The sequence below is a fragment of the Peptoniphilus ovalis genome (assembly GCF_018919265.1).
Taxonomy (GTDB): domain Bacteria; phylum Bacillota; class Clostridia; order Tissierellales; family Peptoniphilaceae; genus Peptoniphilus_A; species Peptoniphilus_A ovalis.
Genome location: NZ_JAHLQO010000004.1, coordinates 192,871 through 210,166, shown reverse-complemented (window position 1 = coordinate 210,166; position 17,296 = coordinate 192,871). Strand labels below are relative to the sequence as shown.

Here is a 17,296-nt window from a genome sequence, read left to right as displayed (position 1 = left end):
TATGGCAAAAATCAAATATAAAAATAGAAGAAAATATTTAGAAGAAGTCGAACCCAACTATCAAAGTATTAGAGATTTAAAAGTATCAAAAAAAAGAAGAAGAAAATTTAAAAAGCAAAGAGATATTTATGGCTTTGATGAAAGAGAAACTAGGAACTTAAATTATTTAATGTTGGAGCTTATTTATGAAAGATTAAGAATGTACAAAGATTTAGCATCAAAAATAATAAACCTTGATTTTCACAAGATTGAATATAAAGGAAAAACATATACGCAAAATGAAGTATTAAATAGGTTGATAGTCTTATCAAAACAAGCATTAAAGGACGATAAAGATATATGGATTGAACAATACAAAGAAGAAAAAGAATTTTGGGAGCTATGGTCTAAAGTATTTCTTTATTTTTGGTGGTGAGAAATGGGAAATGTAATAAATTTGGATAATTTGTGGTTATCAAAAGAGATAGGTCAGTTGTCTTATAAACAAGGGCAACTTGAAGAACTGTTAAAAAATAAAAACCTTGGAAAAATCGCAAGAGCGATAATGCAACTAGAATTAAAACATTGTGTCGAAACAATTGATTTATACAAAAAATTATTTGATGAAATAAATGAGGAGTAAAAATGGAAAAACTATTTAATGTAATGTTGTCTGATTTTACAGAAAAAGATTGGCAAGATGTAAAAGATGATATAAAAAAATTTATTGTAGAAGAATTTAAAAATATGTGGCAAGAACGATTTTTAATAGATGTAGAACTTGTAGAAAATAGAATTAATGATAATTTAGATGACTTCATATCAGAACAGTTTAAAGAGATGTTTAATAGTGTTGATATGAAAGAAATATTTATGAAAGAAATGAATAAAAAAATGGAGAGCATATTGAAATGACAACAAAAGAACTCATAAAACAATTAAAAGATTGGGATTACACAGTAAAAATAGATGATGATTTTATTGAAGTTTACGATTCAGAAGAATGTAAATATTATTTTAGCGTAGATACAAGAGAAGAGTTTCTTGTTGATACTTACAATAACGACTTTACGGAATTACCAGTTGAAGACAGGGAGATATTATTTGGTTTAATCTACAAATATACAACAACACCAGTAGAAGAAAGAGAAGAAAAAAAGAAATATTATTTAAAACATAAATTTGGGTTATTAACTGAAATTAGTGCAAGAGATATTTATTATACAAGAGGAAACGCGTTTTCTAACAATATATCTAAAATTCATTACGAGGGTAAAACTAGAGACTTATATTTATATAAAGATGATTATAATGACCTAAGTTTAATGACAGATAATTCTAGTAAAAATTGTAAATTTAAAGAAGCAGAAATCGAAGATATAAAAGAAAGATTTGGAACAGACTTATCAGACTATGAAATTATAGAGGTGGAAGGATGAATTACGAAAATATACAAAAATGCTATAGAGATATAGATAATGAAAGATTTTGGGAAGTACCTTGCCTTGATGAATTGGATAAAAAGTATGGAGATTATGTATACGCGTACCTGCAAGAAGAATTATATGCAGTTAGAAAACATGGATTTGTTGATGTGTTTATTTTAGTTAAAGCTGATTCTCCTATAAAGGCAGTGGATAGAGTCATGGAAATTTTTAAAAATTAAGGAGGACTAATTTATGGAAATTAAGATAGCTGTAGAAGTTCAAGAAAGATTTATTAAAGCGATTGAAAATATTGCTGGTGCTCTTGGAAGCAATGGACTAATAGAGACTGGAGTTTTAAATGAGCCAGAATGTTGCGAAGTTGAACAAGAATTTGATGTACCCATAGAAGCAGCAGAGGCAGAAGAACCTAAAGCAGAAAAAATAGTAACAATAAAAATGTCATATGACGATTTAGGAGATGTCCTTTGTGTATTTGAGGATTGGTTAAATAATATAAATCACTCAAAAACATTATCAAGAGAAGATGTAGCTAGAATATATTACAGACTTACAAATATATGGGGCAGCAATGCAAGCAAAGAATGATAGAAAATAAGGCGGGTTAGAATGAATATTATAGAAGTTACTGATTTAAACACTGGGAATTATTATTCAAATGAAGAGATAAGCTATATAGATTTTACAAATGATGAAGTGTATATATGCTTATTAACTTGGGACGGCTCAAAGGAATTTACGTTAGATTTAAATGAATGCACAGTATATATAAAAACTAACGACGAAGAATATAAAAATATATTTGGTGAAAGGGAAATTGAAATCGACAAGATAAATGAGATATTAGAAAGCCTAAAAGAAGAAGGTATATCAAGAAAAGGTATATCAGATGGTTATCATACATTTGAAGAACTTTATTATCATAGAATGATTTTATTTCTTAGAATTCTTTTAGACCATAAAGAAATATCGTGGAAATCTAAGCAGCATCACGACGGTACAATGTTTGATGGAGATTTCATATGTGGAATAGAAACACCTGAAGGTCAATATACTTATCACTATAATCTAAAATACTGGGACTTATTCAAAGATATAAAAACACTGGAAAAAGCACCTGAATATGACGGTCATAAGCCTAAAGATATAAAGAGATTGTTATCATTATAAACAAATATAGAGGGACAAAGTGAAATTAAATGACTTATTCGTGGAACTTGTAAGAAAGAAATTAGGAGTATATAAATCAAGTCTATCAGAATCAATAGTTGTACAGAATAAAAATGATGAAACGGTTCTAACAGCAAATTATAGAACACCGTATATAATCAACACAGACTTTGAGGGATTTGCAGAATTAAGACCTAAAGACCAAAAAGAAATATTTAGTCTATTTTATAAACTAATGGAAACTATAGAAAAAGGAGAAAATATAGAGCTATGAAAGAATTAAATGAAAAAATTATTAAATGGGCAAAAGATAGAGACTTAGACACTAAAGGAACAGTAGAAGGTCAATCCATAAAAACAGCAGAAGAAATTTCAGAGCTTATAAAAGGCATATCTAAAGAAAATTTAGAGATGATAAAAGATAGTATTGGCGATATCTACGTAACATTAGTTATTGGGAACATGTTAAGTAAAAACATAGAATTAAATGGCATATATGAAGAGGTTTTAAAATGGCAATTAAAATTTGTTGAAGAAATTAAAAAAGAAAATAATAAAAAAACTATAATTAATACTTTAGCAAGGAATATTCAAGATGTTTTAAGAGACAATTATAATAATATTTCTGGTTTAAAATATTTCTTAGGAAACTTGATAGGTATATCGATAATATATAATTTAGAATTCAAAGAGTGCGTAGAAAGTGCATATAATGAAATTGCAAATAGAAAAGGAAAAACTATTGACGGTCAATTTATTAAAGAGGAAGACCTATGAAATGTAAAAGTGACAGAATTAACTTAAGTGAAGAATTTATAGAAAAATGCAAAAAGATAAGATTTTATTATAAAACCATTAGAAACACTGCTAAGCACACCAACTTAAGTGTAGCTACAGTAAGGAATTTAACAGAGGGGGCAACTAAAACAATTTCAAAGGAAAACTATAACAAAATAATAAATCTATATAACCTATTCGAAGATGAGATTGAAAATAAATGGCAAGTAGGATTAATAAAAAAAGAAAAGAAGCCTAAAGAAGAGTCTAAGAAAATAAATATTGGTGAAACATACAAGATTGTAACAAGTAATAAAGGAACTGTAGAAGATACAATTGAGATGGGAAAAGCTGTAAAAGAATACCCTCATTTTTATGTATTACGAAGCAAGAATTATGATTTTACAGTCTTAAAAAATGATTTACTTAATAAAGAATTTGGAATATTAAAAGCTTAGGGGGGGGTGAATATGGGAATATTAGATATAACAATATTATTAGTTTATGGATTAGTTATTATTGGTGCTATATATATCTTGTATGATGCATATAAGGTCGACAAAAGGCAAAAGCCTTATATAAATAATACTCCTTTATGGTACTACGAAAGAAGACCAGTAGAAAACAAAGAACCAACAGAAGCAGATATTGAAAAGATTGAAGAAAAAATGAGAAAAAGATTGCTGGAAGCTTTAGAAAAAGCAGATGATGAAATAAAGGAACAAAAATCAATGAAAACTATAGAGGATTTTAAAAAAATATTAATGGGCGATGGATTTATTTTTAATGATAAGTACGAAAATGATGAAAGGCTTTTAACTATAGCAAAAAATGGAGAGGAAAATTTAACGGTAGTACTAGAAATTAATATTCAAACAAAAGCTGTCTTAATAGTTTATAGCGATTACGATATTGAAAATACAACACATATAAGATTAATGCATAAGATATTACATTTATCAACACTATTGAGAATGAGAAATAAAAAGGGAAGTGAAGCAAACAAAACAACAGAAAATGAACATGAAGATAATAAAGAAGATAATCAATCGAAAATAAAAACTATAGAAGATTTTAAAAATAAAATGGAAGATTACGGATTCGAATTTAATGATGAATACGAAAGAAATGATAGAATCTTAACAGTAGTAAAACATAAAGAACTGGATATAACACTAGTGTTAGAAATGAATACTAAAGAAAACATGGTGTTAATAATCTATAGCGACATTGACTATAGGAACGATGAACATATAGAAATAATGAACAGGGTATTAGCTTTAATGAATCAGTTAAGTAGAAATAAATTATTAGAAAAAAAGATAAATGAAGAAACAATTTCAAAAAAATATCCTAACCACTATTACATCAACGGACGAAATACACTAGATATTATTAAAGACATAGTAAACAATAACGCTAAATCAATAAACGAAGGAGTCTATCTTTTTAATGTTCTTAAGTACTTAATAAGATATAGGCACAAAAATAAAGCCGAAGACCTAAAAAAGAGTAAAAACTACTTAGAATGGTTAATTAAAGAAGTTGAGAAAGAAGATTAGCACACTGATTAATGGAGTGCTAAATATATAGCGGGGGACTTAATGCAAGATAAAGAAATAGTAACAGTAAATGGAGAAGTATTTGACAAGAAGTCGCTAAATGAAGCTATTAAAAAAGAGAGGGAGAAACTCACTAGGCTTGTAAGATTATCTAAATACATAGAAGGTAAAGAAAGTCTAGAAGAAGAGTTAAGGGAGCTAAACGGTAGCATAGGAGCTATAGACTACAGCAAAGATAGAGTACAGACTTCTAATTTATCGGGATTTGAAAAGCTATCAGATAAGTTAATGGACCTAGAACAAGACCTAAAAGGTAAAAAATTCGAGTATATACTAGCTAAAAATGAATTAATTGAAAAGTTAATATATATAAAGAGTATGCAAGCAAAGGTATTAGAATTAAGATATTTAGAAATGTTAGATATTAATGATATTGCGGGAGAAGTGGATAGGACAGCATCAAGAGTTAGGATTCTATTAAAAGAAGGAGTTTTACAACTAGCTATCAATAATTTAAGAGGTATCTAATTTTATTCTAAAATATGTAAAAATATGCGTAAATATGCAAAAATGTGCGTAAATATGCGATAACATTCATTTATATTCCCTACTAACATGGTATAATGTATGTGTGTAAAAAGGCTTGAAATACAAAACAATTAAAAATATAAAAATCAGTCATCAAGAAGAAACAACTTGATGATTTTTTTATGTGTAATTCAAGTAATCAATAAATATACGTTCAAGGTGGGGGGGGTGACTTATGAAGCGTAAATCAATAGAACCAAAGAGAATGAATAATCAGAAACCGTCAGTTATCGTCATTAAAAAAGACTTAAGCATTAAAGATATGTTACCTGATTATCAATTTGAATATGATGTAGAACTAACATCAGATGAGCCTATACAAATTGCTGAAAGCTATAGAAAGTTCCTAGAAGAAAATAGTGACTTATTACTAGATGGATATAACAGTAAGGACAGTGAATCTATAAGAGAGGGATTTAAAAGAGCGGTAGCAATTACAGAGTTATTCTTTAAGTCACTCTACATAGATAATTGACAGATAACAAAAAGACGATAACTAAAAAAGACTTACCGCCTAAAGTACAAGAGCTTATGGAACTGCCTTATGCAGATGACGTTATAAAAATGATAAAGGCTCAAAAAACACTTAAGGAGATAAGAGTGTATCTAGTAAGTAAAGGCTTTAAAATATCAACTGGATATATAGGTAAGTTTAAAGAATATATAAATCAAAACAATACCGAAGATAAATACTTATTAGAATTCTTAGACCAGGGAAGACTTAGTGATAGAATCTTTAGAAGTCCTAAAAGTTTAGTCACCAAAGAAGATAAGCTGAAATCAGACTTAGACTTTATAGATGATGTAATACAAGAGGGAGCTAAGAGATTCAAAGATGATATGCAGAATGTAGATATAACTCTATATGATGTATTCCAAGCAATAAGCCTTAAAGATAAAATTACAGGTGGTGCAAGCTATGGATTAACTAATTACGGGGTGAAATACCTTGCACAGTTAACCGAAGAAAAATACTACCGAATAATATCAATCCTAATGGAATATATACCTAAAGAAAAGAAAGAAGAAGTAATAAGCATAATAGAAGTTGCAGAAGAAGACTTCTACAGTCAGACTGAATACTACGAAGAGTATTTAAAAGCAAGAGGATATAAACAAGAAGAAATAGTAAGGCGAATGAGAAAAAATGATGAATCCAATAAATCCACTAATAAATAAAATAGAAGACAACAATAAAGACTTATTGCAAGAAACAATGAATCTTTTAGTAGAAAAATTTAATAGTGAACTTAAAAAAGGAAACATTGAAATCAAGTCAACTAATGAGTTTACAAGATTAGCAACATTAATGTTACAAATGCGAGGAGAAATAGTAACAGAAGAAGTTATAAGAATGCCTGATATATCAAATAGCGATGAAAAGATTATGGATAAGTTATATAACAGCCTTATTAATACAATTAATGACACCCACGATGAGGAAAACAAGTCATGAAGTATGAAGATATAGTTGAAACTATAAAAGAGAATCTACCTTGTAAGATAGATTATAAAGAATATTCTGTAACAGTAGACGATGTAAAATTCCCAATACTAGAAATAAAAGATGTTGAAGTAATAAATTTTATAGAACCTATGGAGTTTATGAAGCCTATAGACATTGAAAAGTATTACGGAGAGTACGAAATAAGTCTAACACGTTCTAATAACATCAGATTGATACTAAAAAACGAAGAATACGAGTATTTCGATAAAGAATACATTGTATTAGATATAAATCAATTATCATATGAAAATGGACTTCAAGAAATAGAAATAAATCATAATAGATTAAACGAGTTCGAGGTTAGGCGTTGGATATAGGGTGATGATATGGACCAAGAGCAAAAGAAAATATTTGACATAATGACAATGAAATATCCTGCTCTATGGGCGATGAAACATAAGACTATAAAAGGTAAGCCTTTAACTTTTTCATCAAGCCATAATCCATTTGCTAATAGGCCGTGGCAAGAAGAACTATTAAATGATAAACACCCTAACAAGATAGTGCAAAAATCAAGACAGTTAGGATTATCAGAAATGGCAGCAACAGAGGCCCTATGGTTTGCAGACACTCACGAAAATGTAAATGTAATGTATACATTCCCAACAAAAGCTCAAATGGAAGACTTCTCAAAAACTAGAATAGACCCAGTACTTAAAGCATCTCCACACCTAAGTAAGAAACTTAATAAGATGCTTAATAACGTATCAACTAAAGCAATAGGAACATCGAATATCTTTATGAGAACATCAGGAGATGGTAGCCAAGGTGAAGGTGCAGACGTTGATATGTATTGTGCAGATGAGTACGACAGAATGAAAGAAGGAGTAGAGCTTGCATTTGTTGAATCTTTAAAATCTAGTAAATACGGATTAATGAGAAGATGGTCTACACCAACTATACCAGGTAGAGGTATAAATGCTTTATTTCAAAAATCAGACCAAAAACATTACTTGCATAGATGCGAACACTGTAATACATGGCAAGAAATAACAATGGATAGTATATTTCAAGTAAAGCAAAATGGAATAAATAGGTTAACAAACGAAATAGAGCCTGGAACATTTAAATTCCTATGTAAGAAATGTAAAAGGGAACTCAACAGATGGAATAAAGGACAATGGGTAGCAAAGAATAAAGACGTAAGAGACTTAAGAGGATATTTCATATCTCAACTAAATTCTACTCATATATCAGCAGATGATATAAAGAAAAGAGAATACTCATATTCAAGTAAGCAATTATTTTATAATTACGTAGTGGGAATGCCTTATGCTAATACATCATTAATTCTTAATGAATCAGACGTAAGAGATATGATAACACTAGAAGATGAAGAACTATCAAGAAATGACAACTATATAGGTTATGTAGCGGGTATAGATTGGGGTGAACCTAGTTGGATATTAATCCTAGGCTTAACACGTAACTATAGACTTCAAGTGGTATCACTTAAAGCATTTTATAGAAGTGAAAGTCAGCCTTTATATGATGTTAAATGTGCAATAAGTCATTTGAAACCCTTTAATCCTAATCTAATAATAGCCGATGCAGGATATGGAGCAGATAAGAATACAGAACTATTCAGAGCATTTCCTAATGCGACTTATACATGTAACTGGAAAACAATAACAAGTCCATACAGTCTAATACATTTTACGGACAGATGGAATGAATCCTCAAGAATGGTAACAGTAGATAAGACTTCAAAGATGCAAAGAACATTGCAATCCATTAAAAGAGGTTACATAGGATTTTATAATTGGAATGATGAAATGACACAGACCCTAGCGAAGCATCTCCAAAATGTAAGAATCTTAGACAATGAAAAAGACGGTCTAGTATATCAATCAGCAACTAGAGTAGGAGCAGACCACTTAGCTTGTTGTTTGTCTTATGCACTTATAGGCATTGACCGACTAACTAAATATGGAATAAACGTCTCACAAGGCTATAAAATGGAGTTTATAAATCCATAGGGGGATTTGCTTATGATTAAAATAAAAGTCCAAAGAAACAGTGGATTAGAAGTCGAAGAAGTGTTAGAGAAAGCACTTAAAGGCTTAAAAGATAAAGAAAAAACAGAAATTAGAGACCCGTACATTAAAAAACTAATAAAAGAATCAAATGATTTATATGATTTAGTAATGGCGGGAATGATAGATGAGATACTAGAAGTAATGTATCAAGATTAAAGGCGGTTATATATCGCCTTATTTTTATGGACTCAACTACCACGTGTAGGTGGAGATTCTTATAACGTTAGTATTAAGATACTAGCGTTACATGTGTAGGCGATGGAGTTTTATAGGTTCGAATCCTATAGCCTACAGTCATATCAACATCTCCTAATTGATAACTTGAAAAAGTCCCTATATAACGTGGTAGGGACTTATGAGGAAGTAGTTTAACGGGTAAAACATTTCGCTCCTTAATTTATTATAGATATAAAATTAGACATACCCAGCCAAAAGATACTATACAATTCGTTCTTCCATTGCGACATAAAAAAGGAAATATGAAGGTTCGAATCCTTCCTTCCTCACCATAAGGTTTATACGGGAAAGTTTTACAAGCTGTTGAAATTAAACGCAGGGGTGGGAATAAAAGCTTGTATTAATTAATTTCAAGATACATAAAAGGTAGTGATAGATTGACACCAAATAAAAAAATGCAATTAATAAATAAAATATTCGAAAAGTATTACAGAATACTTAAGTTAATACCTATTGGTGGCAAAATCGACCGAAAAACAGCACGAAGATTAGGTATTGATGAAACAGTAGTGCCTATATTAAATAGAGCCTTATTTTACGGAGAGAAAAGGGGCAACACAGATAGAGTTATTACAGTACAAGAGATTGAAAAAGCTTTTGATGATAATAAAGAAAAGCTAAGTCCAAGTACAAGATTTTCGCTTCAAGAAGCGAGTCAGAATTTCGATGGAGCTATCACTAGAAACAAAACAGAATTATATAGAGCTGTAACAGATGAACTCAAAAAAGAATTTAAGGTCCTAGATACAGTATTCGAAGGCAAGAAAGTACCGGAAAGGGAAATGGCAAACTTATTAAGAAATATTACTAGGGACAAAAGACAAGATTGGGAAATGGTCGTAAGGACAGAACTTCAAAACAAAAAAGAAGAAGGCTTTATAAATTCCATATTACAGAATAAATCAATGTATTCAAGCAAGAGAGAACAGACAAGAATATTCAGAAGACCGAATCCTGATGCTTGTAAACATTGTAAAAAGTTATATACAACTAACGGAACAATACCAAGAGTATTTACTATTGAGGAAATACTAAAGAACGGTAGCAATGTAGGGAAAAAAGTTAGTGAATGGCAACCAGTAATTGGGGCAACTCACCCTCATTGCCAATGCGTATGGCAAGTAATACCTGATAACTATGAATTTGATGATTTAGGTAATCTAACGATAAAAAGGTGATTAGATGGCAGATTTTGAAAGTAAAAAAATAAAAATTAAAGGAAATAGTCTAAACGCTAATAGGTGGTTAGAAGCAATACCTAAAAGAGAAGTAGACAATTCAGATTATACCTTTGTAGGCTTAGGTGGATATAAAGAAAAGGGAAACAGCCTAAGTTTTGAAAATCTCAAGATTATAGCAAAAAAGGTTGCACCTATAAACGCTATTATCAACACTAGGATAGACCAAATAGGCTCATTTACTAAGCAAGCTAGGTATGATGAAGATAATAGGGGATTTAAGGTAAGACCTAAAGATTTAAATGTAACTATAACAGATGAAATGCAAAAAGATATCTTATTTCTTGAAGAATTCATCGCTAACTGTGGAAGTGCAGATGATGCAGACAGAGAAGGCTTTGATACATTCTTAAGAAAGATAATGCGAGATTCACTTATACTAGACCAATTGAACTTTGAGATAGTAAGAGATGAAGATAACAAGCCTATAGCATTTTATCCGGTAGATGCATCAACAATAAGAGTAGCTAAAGATGACCTAGAGAGCGAATTTGCTTATGCTCAAATAGTAGACGGTAAAGTCGTAGCAGAATTCGAAAAAAACGAACTAGTTTTAGCTGTTAGAAATCCTAGAACAGATATTGATACTTATCCTTATGGATATTCAGAAATAGAAACCATATTAAAGCAACTTAACTCATACCTAGAAGCCGAAGACTATAACATGCGATTCTTTCAGCAAGGTGGAATGACTAAAGGTATTTTAAATATCAAAAATGACCCTAATGGAATAGGAGACCAAAGAACACTAGAAGACTTTAAAAGACAATGGAGAACTCAAGTAACTGGTCAAAATGGGGCATGGAAGATACCGGTATTGCAACTACCAGGCGATGTAGAATTCATTAACGTAAGTCAAAGTGGTGGTGAAATGGTATTTGAAAAATGGGTAAATTACCTAATCAATATATCATGTGCGGTATACAGAATAGACCCAGCAGAAATTAATTTTCCTAACAATGGCGGAGTTGGTGGAAACGGTGGTGGAGTATTCGAAGGTAGCAATAAATCTAAGTATGAGAATTCCAGAGATAAAGGACTTTATCCACTACTACAATTTATCGAAAATATCATAAATAAATATATAATAAGTCAATTTAATGGCGACTATGTATTTAAATTTACTGGTCTTAATGAAAAATCTGAAGAAGAGAGACTTCAAGTTGATAAAGACAGAGTAGCAACTTATATCACTGTAAATGAATTAAGAATGGAGCAAGGCTTAAAGCCTATTAAGGGCGGAGATGTAATCCTTAACCCTTATTACATGCAATCTATTCAAAATGGCGGCGGTGGAGCACCTGAATTTGATTTTGGAGATGGATTTGATGAAGGTGGAGAAGATGAAGCCGATACCGAAGAAATCGATACTAATGAACAGGTAGAAGATGATACCGAAACTGATGAAGATAACGAAATAGATAAATCAGTAGATATTATTGTAATTGAGGAGATTTAGTATGCATATAAGAGTAAAACGAACTGATAATTTAGACTTAAATAAAGCTTTAGACCGTAGAAACTTAGTCCTAGTTGATGTAATGGTAAATGGCAGGAGTGGTTCATACAAGTCTAAAAGGTGGAAAAATCCAACTACAGCTTTAAATATTGCAAAGAACGATATTAGGAAACAAGCTAAAAACATTGGAAAAGATGAAGAAATCAAATTCAAAGATAAAAATACTGGTGAAGTAATAAAAGATAAAGAGGTAACAAAGAAATACCTATCAAATAACGACAAAAACCTAACTTTACAAGCGTACATAGCAGAAAACTATCAAACCATTGTAGATGGGAAGAAAACTGAAAATGCTGGCAAAAACAAAAGCGAGAATACAGTTGTTGAAGATAAAACACCAGCTAGTAATGTTAATAAAAATCAAGTTCAAAGAGTTTATTCTAGAAATGTTTATAGAAAACAACAATTTACGGGGACTTTCAGTTGTGGCCACGAAGATGTCATAACAATAGGCGGTTATACTTATGAGTATAGAAAAAATCAACTTGAAAATGAGTTAAAAAATGAGTGTCCTCACTGTAGACAAAAAAAGATAGATGAACAAAGAGCAATAGAGAGAGAAAAAGCTAAGGGAGTAGCTAAAGAATTAAACTTACCAGAGCTAAAAGGTTCAGAAAAACAAATAAACTGGGCAATTAGTATTAGAGATAAAGCAATAGATGAATTAAAGCCTTATATGAGTAGAGTAGATGAGATTCTAGAGAAAAATCCCGATAATCTAGTAGCTAAAGTACTTAGCGAAACAATGAAAAGTTATCTAAAAACTGATAGTAGCGAATATTGGATAAATACAAGAGATAGACAGCATATATTAATATGCAAAGACTTAGTACAAGCTTATTCAAAAAATACTAGAATACAATACGAAGAACTACCAAGAGGAATAAGAGACAAAAGAAAATTTGTTTTTAATATAGAAAACATAAAAGATTTAAAAAATGAAAAAGCAAATGAAAATAGAGATGAAGCAATTTATTACTTAAACGAAACTACAGAAAATTATCTACGATTAATAAACAAGAAAATTGAGGGAGAAGAATACAACGAATATCAGATAGCACGAACCGAAGAAAGAGAACAAATGCTACCGAAGATAGTTGGTTACCAAAAGCATATAGAAAATAATAAAGATGAATATTTTTGGTCCGTTCAGAAATGGTTTTTAAAGCCGGAAGATTATGAATTACAACCATCATTAAATGGAAGTGAAGAAGTAGGCGAAAATGGAGAGTTAAACCCCGATTTACTAAAAGCTTATGAAACAAGAGCACATTACGTATGGGAGATGACAAAAAAGAAAGGCAAGAAATACGAAAAAGGCGAAACTGATTCTATAACAGATGAAGCAGAGCAAATTCTGACTAATTTCTTCAAAGGCATTAAAGACCCTAGTATATATAATAATATAGGGTCAGAACTACCATTTAATGATTTTGTTGATTTAGTGAAAACTATACACGAAGAACAACAAAAGATTGTAAACAAGAGCCTAGAAAAGCCTAAAAAATATAATTGGTATGCTCAAATAAGATTTGGAACTAAAAAAATCGAATCTCAGTCTGAACATAAGCAAGTTAAAACCTTCACAGAATTAAATCAAAACTTATCCAATCTAAAGGGTATGCATACAGATTTAGTAGGAAGAGCTGCCTTAGATATGGCAGGACTCGATATCCCTTTATACGTAAAGAGAAATGGTAAAACATTCACATTAGGCAGGAGGTCTTGTAATGGATTTTGTAACAGAAATATAGTAAGTGGCGAACCTCTTGAAATTGATGTAGTTGATAGACCTAGAGACAGAGCTCAATCCTATAAGACAGTTATACACGAAACAATGCATGCTTTACTTGGACTAACAAAAAGTAAAAAAGATTCAAAACCTATAATAACTAAAATGCCTATAAGATTTGAAGAAGGATTAGTAGAAGTTATAGCTTGTACAAGTCTTAAAAAAGCTTATGGAAAAGAATATATTAAAAATGATAGAAGCTCATATAAATTGTATGTAGTAGACACATTATTAAGACTTAAAAAGACCAGAAGATTTAAAGGGCAAACTTTAAGCCAAATAGGTGAAACTATAGGAGCAGCGGCTTTTACAAAAGATTCTAAACTTCTAGAAAGCGTAAATAATGCACTTCTAAAATCATTCAAAAATGGTGATACAATTTATGAGTTAGCCAAAGATTATGATAACGTAGAAACTATGGAAAGAGCGGCTAAAAGAGACTATTCAGAAAAGAATAATGGAGACATGACACATTTTGAAGAAACAGAAATGGCAAAACTAGTTGATAGAATTAAAAATACCGACTTTACACTTGAAGAAGCATTAAATAATTCCGCAACTATGGGAGCTGCAGTTGCACTTCTTTATAGCATACTTGATGAAGAAGACGATGAAATACTAGGTCTATTATAGGGAGTAGAATATGGAAAATATACAAGAATTTATTAAAAGATGTTTAACAGAGTTAAAGAATCCAGAAAATGAAAGAGATGCTATATTGATTTTAGAAGGGCTTGATATAGATGTAATAACTAATGGAGTTCCACCAGAAATCGACGTAGCTTATCAACTTCATAATATTGGTGAAGATGATATAGTAGAGATATATATCAATCCATTAATAGCTGAACTAGATAATGGAAGAGAGAAAGAATAGGAGCGTAAGGCAAGGTTAAACCCTTGCTTTTTTAATGCTTAACTTTAAAAGGGGTAGTAGATGAAAGTAAGAGTGTCAAGAAATAATGACTTAAACAAGGCCTTAGACAGGACTAAGCTTGTATTGGTTGATGTTATGGTAAACGGAAGAACTGGTGCTTATAAATCTAAACGATGGAAAAGTGCTAACACAGCCTTAAAAATAGCTAAAAATGATATTAAGAGACAAGTTAAAGGCGTAGATGGAGACATTAACATCACATTTAAAGATAAGAGGACCGGCAATATCGTAAGTGAAGATGAAATCACTAATAGATATATTTCTAACCCAGCAAACAAAAACCTAACTCTACAAGCATATATAGCAGAGAACTACAATCCGATAGTTGATAGTCAAAAAGTCGAAAATAAGGGCGGAAATGAAAGCCTAAAACAAAAAAAAGAAGAGATAATATTATCAGATAATAAAAGCGAAATAAATGGAATTACTAATGGTCTACCTGAATTACAAGGCAATAACCTAGAAGAGGCATATAAGGCAAGAGAAAAGGCAATAAATGACTTAGAACCTTTAAGGCAAGGATTTGAAAGAGAGCTTGAAATATATTCAAACAATCCTATTGCTCAATTCTTATCAGGCCTTATAAACGATATTTACAACGAAACAGACAGTAAATTTTGGACTGATAACGAAAAATACAATATGGCAGATGAACTAATTAACGATGTAGGAGCAATCGAAAATGGACCGGAAAAGCATTATTATCTTCACAATAAAGAAGACGTAATAATGGGATTTGACGATTCAGATACGCCGTATGTTAGTTATGCAGAATTAGGACAACAATTAGGTATTCAAGTCGCAAATAAGATATTTGAAGAGTATGTAAATAAAGTTAAAAATTCAGCAAGTGAAGAAGATATAGCAGAAACTTATAGACAATATCTCATAACAGAAAATGCACTAAAACACAATTACGACCCTTATTACTGGATTGAAGCAACAAATATTAGGAGTACAGAAGAATTTGTTTATGGTGCACTAATGAGGTCTAATCAGCTAACAAACTATCCTACAGATACTAATAGCGAAGATGAAAAAGGCCTACATGATATCAAGAAAGCTGCTTATGATTCTAGGGGTAAAGTTGTAAAAGCTTTATTTAATGCATCTAGTAGTGGGGCAATCAGTAAAGAAAACGAAGAAAAGGTTCGAAAAATTATTTGGTCCGAAAGTAATATGCAATTTTACTTAGACATTGCAAAAATGAATTTTAAAAACGATGCGGAACTACTTGATTATGTTATAAATGGCAGAGAACAAATAAATAAAAAAGCAAAAGAAATAATAAAATTCAGAAGTATAAAAAAACAACAACGACCAACACCAGAAGGCAAAAACGGAACGATTGAATATACAGGAGAATATAGACCAGCTAAAGACTTTAAAGATTATCATACTAAGCTATCTAAACTTAAAGGACTTCACAGTAGCATAGTAGGAAGAGCTGCTATGGATATGTGTGGTATCACAGCACCTTTAAAAGTACAAGATAAGCCTTTTAGCCGCCTTAATGGCGAAGTAATAGGTCAATGTATATCATTACGATACACCGGAGAAGTTGTAGATATAAAAATAATGGACGAGCCTAATAACAGAATAGGCTCATACGCAACAACAGTCCATGAAACAATGCACGGAATGTTAGCAGGCGTTATGATAGACGGAGAATCATTTAACGGTACAACAAATACTAAAACAAAAGAAGGTATTGTAGAACTTGTAGGACATTGTAAAGCTAAGGAAGCATACGGAAAAGACTATAGAGGAAATCTAAGAAGAACATATCCAGAATTTGTAATAGAAACATATTTAAAATTAAGAAATTCTAAAGAATTTGAAGGGCAAACACTAAGTCAAGTTGCGAATAAATTAGGTGAAGCAGCTTTTAATAGAGACATTGAATTTTATAAAAATATTCAAAAACTAACAAGACATGGAACTAGATTAACAACAGCTGTAAGAGAATTTAATGATATTAATAAAATAGAATCGGCAACTAAAAGATTCCATGAAGAAGCTAAAAATGGGGAATTAACAGATTTTGATAAAATCCAACTAGAAAACAAAGAAAGAGCAGCAGCTAGATTGATAGAAAAAATAAAAAATACAGATTTCACTCTAGAAGATGCAATAAAAAGCGGTCATTATAGAGACACAGCGTTGTTTTTGTTGTATAATATTCTTGAAGAGGAAGACGACGAAATGCTAGGTCTATTATAAAGGGAGTGTTTTTATGAATAATATTTATGAATTTATTGAAAGGTGCTTGAAGTATTTAAAGAATCCTGAAAATGAAGAAAGAACTATTGAAATTCTTGAAGGATTAAATACCGACCTTATACTTGATGGAGTAGAACCACCAATAAGAGTAGCACAGGAACTTGAAGAAATAGGAGAAACTGATATTATGGAAACATTCATTTATCCTATTATTGCAGACTTAGACACTAAAAACTAAAACAACAATAAAATAAGAAACCCAACAAGCAAGGCAAAAGACCTT

At 30.7% G+C, this 17,296-nt stretch carries 24 protein-coding genes; all 24 read left to right on the top strand.

The window, feature by feature from the left end; all coding sequences use genetic code 11:
• Window position 1: 1 nt before the first annotated feature.
• The 24 genes from KQI68_RS06795 to KQI68_RS06680 all read left to right on the top strand — a co-directional run bounded on the left by KQI68_RS06795 (window position 2) and on the right by KQI68_RS06680 (window position 17,251).
• The gene (locus KQI68_RS06795; RefSeq protein WP_216549382.1) at window positions 2-415 is read left to right on the top strand and encodes a hypothetical protein; all 414 of its coding nucleotides are present in this window, start codon (window positions 2-4) and stop codon (window positions 413-415) included.
• 3 nt (window positions 416-418) lie between these two features.
• Entirely contained in the window at window positions 419-622 is a 204-nt protein-coding gene (locus KQI68_RS06790; RefSeq protein WP_216549381.1) for a hypothetical protein, read from the top strand.
• A gap of 2 nt (window positions 623-624) precedes the next feature.
• Window positions 625-894, top strand: coding sequence for a hypothetical protein (locus KQI68_RS06785; RefSeq protein ID WP_216549380.1), 270 nt, complete (start codon window positions 625-627; stop codon window positions 892-894).
• A complete protein-coding gene (locus KQI68_RS06780) occupies window positions 891-1,418 on the top strand; it encodes a hypothetical protein (RefSeq protein WP_216549379.1) in 528 nt (175 codons plus the stop codon). Before KQI68_RS06785 ends, KQI68_RS06780 begins: the two co-directional genes overlap by 4 nt.
• Window positions 1,415-1,645: a hypothetical protein gene (locus KQI68_RS06775; RefSeq protein WP_216549378.1), complete on the top strand. Its 231-nt coding sequence runs from the start codon at window positions 1,415-1,417 to the stop codon at window positions 1,643-1,645. Before KQI68_RS06780 ends, KQI68_RS06775 begins: the two co-directional genes overlap by 4 nt.
• 13 nt (window positions 1,646-1,658) lie before the next feature.
• Entirely contained in the window at window positions 1,659-2,012 is a 354-nt protein-coding gene (locus KQI68_RS06770; RefSeq protein ID WP_216549377.1) for a hypothetical protein, read from the top strand.
• A gap of 21 nt (window positions 2,013-2,033) precedes the next feature.
• A complete protein-coding gene (locus KQI68_RS06765; protein WP_216549376.1) occupies window positions 2,034-2,594 on the top strand; it encodes a WDGH domain-containing protein in 561 nt (186 codons plus the stop codon).
• Window positions 2,595-2,613: 19 nt separating this feature from the next.
• Window positions 2,614-2,868, top strand: a complete 255-nt coding sequence (locus tag KQI68_RS06760; protein WP_216549374.1) for a hypothetical protein — start codon at window positions 2,614-2,616, stop codon at window positions 2,866-2,868.
• Window positions 2,865-3,371, top strand: a complete 507-nt coding sequence (locus KQI68_RS06755; RefSeq protein WP_216549372.1) for a MazG-like family protein — start codon at window positions 2,865-2,867, stop codon at window positions 3,369-3,371. The genes KQI68_RS06760 and KQI68_RS06755 overlap by 4 nt, the downstream gene beginning before the upstream one ends.
• Complete coding sequence (locus tag KQI68_RS06750; RefSeq protein WP_216549370.1) at window positions 3,368-3,829, top strand: hypothetical protein; 462 nt, start codon at window positions 3,368-3,370, stop codon at window positions 3,827-3,829. The genes KQI68_RS06755 and KQI68_RS06750 overlap by 4 nt, the downstream gene beginning before the upstream one ends.
• A gap of 12 nt (window positions 3,830-3,841) precedes the next feature.
• Entirely contained in the window at window positions 3,842-4,933 is a 1,092-nt protein-coding gene (locus KQI68_RS06745) for a DUF3310 domain-containing protein (RefSeq protein ID WP_216549369.1), read from the top strand.
• A gap of 42 nt (window positions 4,934-4,975) precedes the next feature.
• Window positions 4,976-5,461, top strand: coding sequence for a hypothetical protein (locus KQI68_RS06740; protein ID WP_216549367.1), 486 nt, complete (start codon window positions 4,976-4,978; stop codon window positions 5,459-5,461).
• A 235-nt stretch (window positions 5,462-5,696) separates the two neighbouring features.
• Window positions 5,697-5,996: a hypothetical protein gene (locus KQI68_RS06735; protein WP_216549366.1), complete on the top strand. Its 300-nt coding sequence runs from the start codon at window positions 5,697-5,699 to the stop codon at window positions 5,994-5,996.
• On the top strand, window positions 5,993-6,700 hold the full coding sequence (locus tag KQI68_RS06730) for a hypothetical protein (protein WP_216549365.1): 708 nt from the start codon (window positions 5,993-5,995) through the stop codon (window positions 6,698-6,700). The genes KQI68_RS06735 and KQI68_RS06730 overlap by 4 nt, the downstream gene beginning before the upstream one ends.
• Complete coding sequence (locus KQI68_RS06725; RefSeq protein ID WP_216549364.1) at window positions 6,669-6,977, top strand: hypothetical protein; 309 nt, start codon at window positions 6,669-6,671, stop codon at window positions 6,975-6,977. Before KQI68_RS06730 ends, KQI68_RS06725 begins: the two co-directional genes overlap by 32 nt.
• Window positions 6,974-7,345: a hypothetical protein gene (locus KQI68_RS06720; RefSeq protein WP_216549363.1), complete on the top strand. Its 372-nt coding sequence runs from the start codon at window positions 6,974-6,976 to the stop codon at window positions 7,343-7,345. Before KQI68_RS06725 ends, KQI68_RS06720 begins: the two co-directional genes overlap by 4 nt.
• A gap of 9 nt (window positions 7,346-7,354) precedes the next feature.
• Window positions 7,355-9,007: a phage terminase large subunit family protein gene (locus KQI68_RS06715; protein WP_216549362.1), complete on the top strand. Its 1,653-nt coding sequence runs from the start codon at window positions 7,355-7,357 to the stop codon at window positions 9,005-9,007.
• A 12-nt stretch (window positions 9,008-9,019) separates the two neighbouring features.
• Window positions 9,020-9,223, top strand: coding sequence for a hypothetical protein (locus KQI68_RS06710; protein ID WP_216549361.1), 204 nt, complete (start codon window positions 9,020-9,022; stop codon window positions 9,221-9,223).
• A 590-nt stretch (window positions 9,224-9,813) separates the two neighbouring features.
• A complete protein-coding gene (locus KQI68_RS06705; RefSeq protein WP_216549360.1) occupies window positions 9,814-10,482 on the top strand; it encodes a hypothetical protein in 669 nt (222 codons plus the stop codon).
• Window positions 10,483-10,486: 4 nt separating this feature from the next.
• Window positions 10,487-12,001, top strand: a complete 1,515-nt coding sequence (locus KQI68_RS06700) for a phage portal protein (protein WP_216549359.1) — start codon at window positions 10,487-10,489, stop codon at window positions 11,999-12,001.
• A 1-nt stretch (window position 12,002) separates the two neighbouring features.
• Window positions 12,003-14,486, top strand: coding sequence for a hypothetical protein (locus tag KQI68_RS06695; RefSeq protein WP_216549358.1), 2,484 nt, complete (start codon window positions 12,003-12,005; stop codon window positions 14,484-14,486).
• Between the two features lie 10 nt (window positions 14,487-14,496).
• Window positions 14,497-14,730: a hypothetical protein gene (locus KQI68_RS06690; RefSeq protein ID WP_216549357.1), complete on the top strand. Its 234-nt coding sequence runs from the start codon at window positions 14,497-14,499 to the stop codon at window positions 14,728-14,730.
• A 60-nt stretch (window positions 14,731-14,790) separates the two neighbouring features.
• On the top strand, window positions 14,791-17,013 hold the full coding sequence (locus tag KQI68_RS06685; protein WP_216549356.1) for a hypothetical protein: 2,223 nt from the start codon (window positions 14,791-14,793) through the stop codon (window positions 17,011-17,013).
• A gap of 13 nt (window positions 17,014-17,026) precedes the next feature.
• Window positions 17,027-17,251: a hypothetical protein gene (locus KQI68_RS06680; protein WP_216549354.1), complete on the top strand. Its 225-nt coding sequence runs from the start codon at window positions 17,027-17,029 to the stop codon at window positions 17,249-17,251.
• Window positions 17,252-17,296 lie beyond the last annotated feature (45 nt).

Coding starts and splice junctions, on each gene's coding strand:
- KQI68_RS06795 (WP_216549382.1), top strand. CDS start 2: ATGGCAAAAATCAAATATAAAAATAGAAGAAAATATTTAGAAGAAGTC.
- KQI68_RS06790 (WP_216549381.1), top strand. CDS start 419: ATGGGAAATGTAATAAATTTGGATAATTTGTGGTTATCAAAAGAGATA.
- KQI68_RS06785 (WP_216549380.1), top strand. CDS start 625: ATGGAAAAACTATTTAATGTAATGTTGTCTGATTTTACAGAAAAAGAT.
- KQI68_RS06780 (WP_216549379.1), top strand. CDS start 891: ATGACAACAAAAGAACTCATAAAACAATTAAAAGATTGGGATTACACA.
- KQI68_RS06775 (WP_216549378.1), top strand. CDS start 1,415: ATGAATTACGAAAATATACAAAAATGCTATAGAGATATAGATAATGAA.
- KQI68_RS06770 (WP_216549377.1), top strand. CDS start 1,659: ATGGAAATTAAGATAGCTGTAGAAGTTCAAGAAAGATTTATTAAAGCG.
- KQI68_RS06765 (WP_216549376.1), top strand. CDS start 2,034: ATGAATATTATAGAAGTTACTGATTTAAACACTGGGAATTATTATTCA.
- KQI68_RS06755 (WP_216549372.1), top strand. CDS start 2,865: ATGAAAGAATTAAATGAAAAAATTATTAAATGGGCAAAAGATAGAGAC.
- KQI68_RS06750 (WP_216549370.1), top strand. CDS start 3,368: ATGAAATGTAAAAGTGACAGAATTAACTTAAGTGAAGAATTTATAGAA.
- KQI68_RS06745 (WP_216549369.1), top strand. CDS start 3,842: ATGGGAATATTAGATATAACAATATTATTAGTTTATGGATTAGTTATT.
- KQI68_RS06740 (WP_216549367.1), top strand. CDS start 4,976: ATGCAAGATAAAGAAATAGTAACAGTAAATGGAGAAGTATTTGACAAG.
- KQI68_RS06735 (WP_216549366.1), top strand. CDS start 5,697: ATGAAGCGTAAATCAATAGAACCAAAGAGAATGAATAATCAGAAACCG.
- KQI68_RS06725 (WP_216549364.1), top strand. CDS start 6,669: ATGATGAATCCAATAAATCCACTAATAAATAAAATAGAAGACAACAAT.
- KQI68_RS06720 (WP_216549363.1), top strand. CDS start 6,974: ATGAAGTATGAAGATATAGTTGAAACTATAAAAGAGAATCTACCTTGT.
- KQI68_RS06715 (WP_216549362.1), top strand. CDS start 7,355: ATGGACCAAGAGCAAAAGAAAATATTTGACATAATGACAATGAAATAT.
- KQI68_RS06710 (WP_216549361.1), top strand. CDS start 9,020: ATGATTAAAATAAAAGTCCAAAGAAACAGTGGATTAGAAGTCGAAGAA.
- KQI68_RS06700 (WP_216549359.1), top strand. CDS start 10,487: ATGGCAGATTTTGAAAGTAAAAAAATAAAAATTAAAGGAAATAGTCTA.
- KQI68_RS06695 (WP_216549358.1), top strand. CDS start 12,003: ATGCATATAAGAGTAAAACGAACTGATAATTTAGACTTAAATAAAGCT.
- KQI68_RS06690 (WP_216549357.1), top strand. CDS start 14,497: ATGGAAAATATACAAGAATTTATTAAAAGATGTTTAACAGAGTTAAAG.
- KQI68_RS06685 (WP_216549356.1), top strand. CDS start 14,791: ATGAAAGTAAGAGTGTCAAGAAATAATGACTTAAACAAGGCCTTAGAC.
- KQI68_RS06680 (WP_216549354.1), top strand. CDS start 17,027: ATGAATAATATTTATGAATTTATTGAAAGGTGCTTGAAGTATTTAAAG.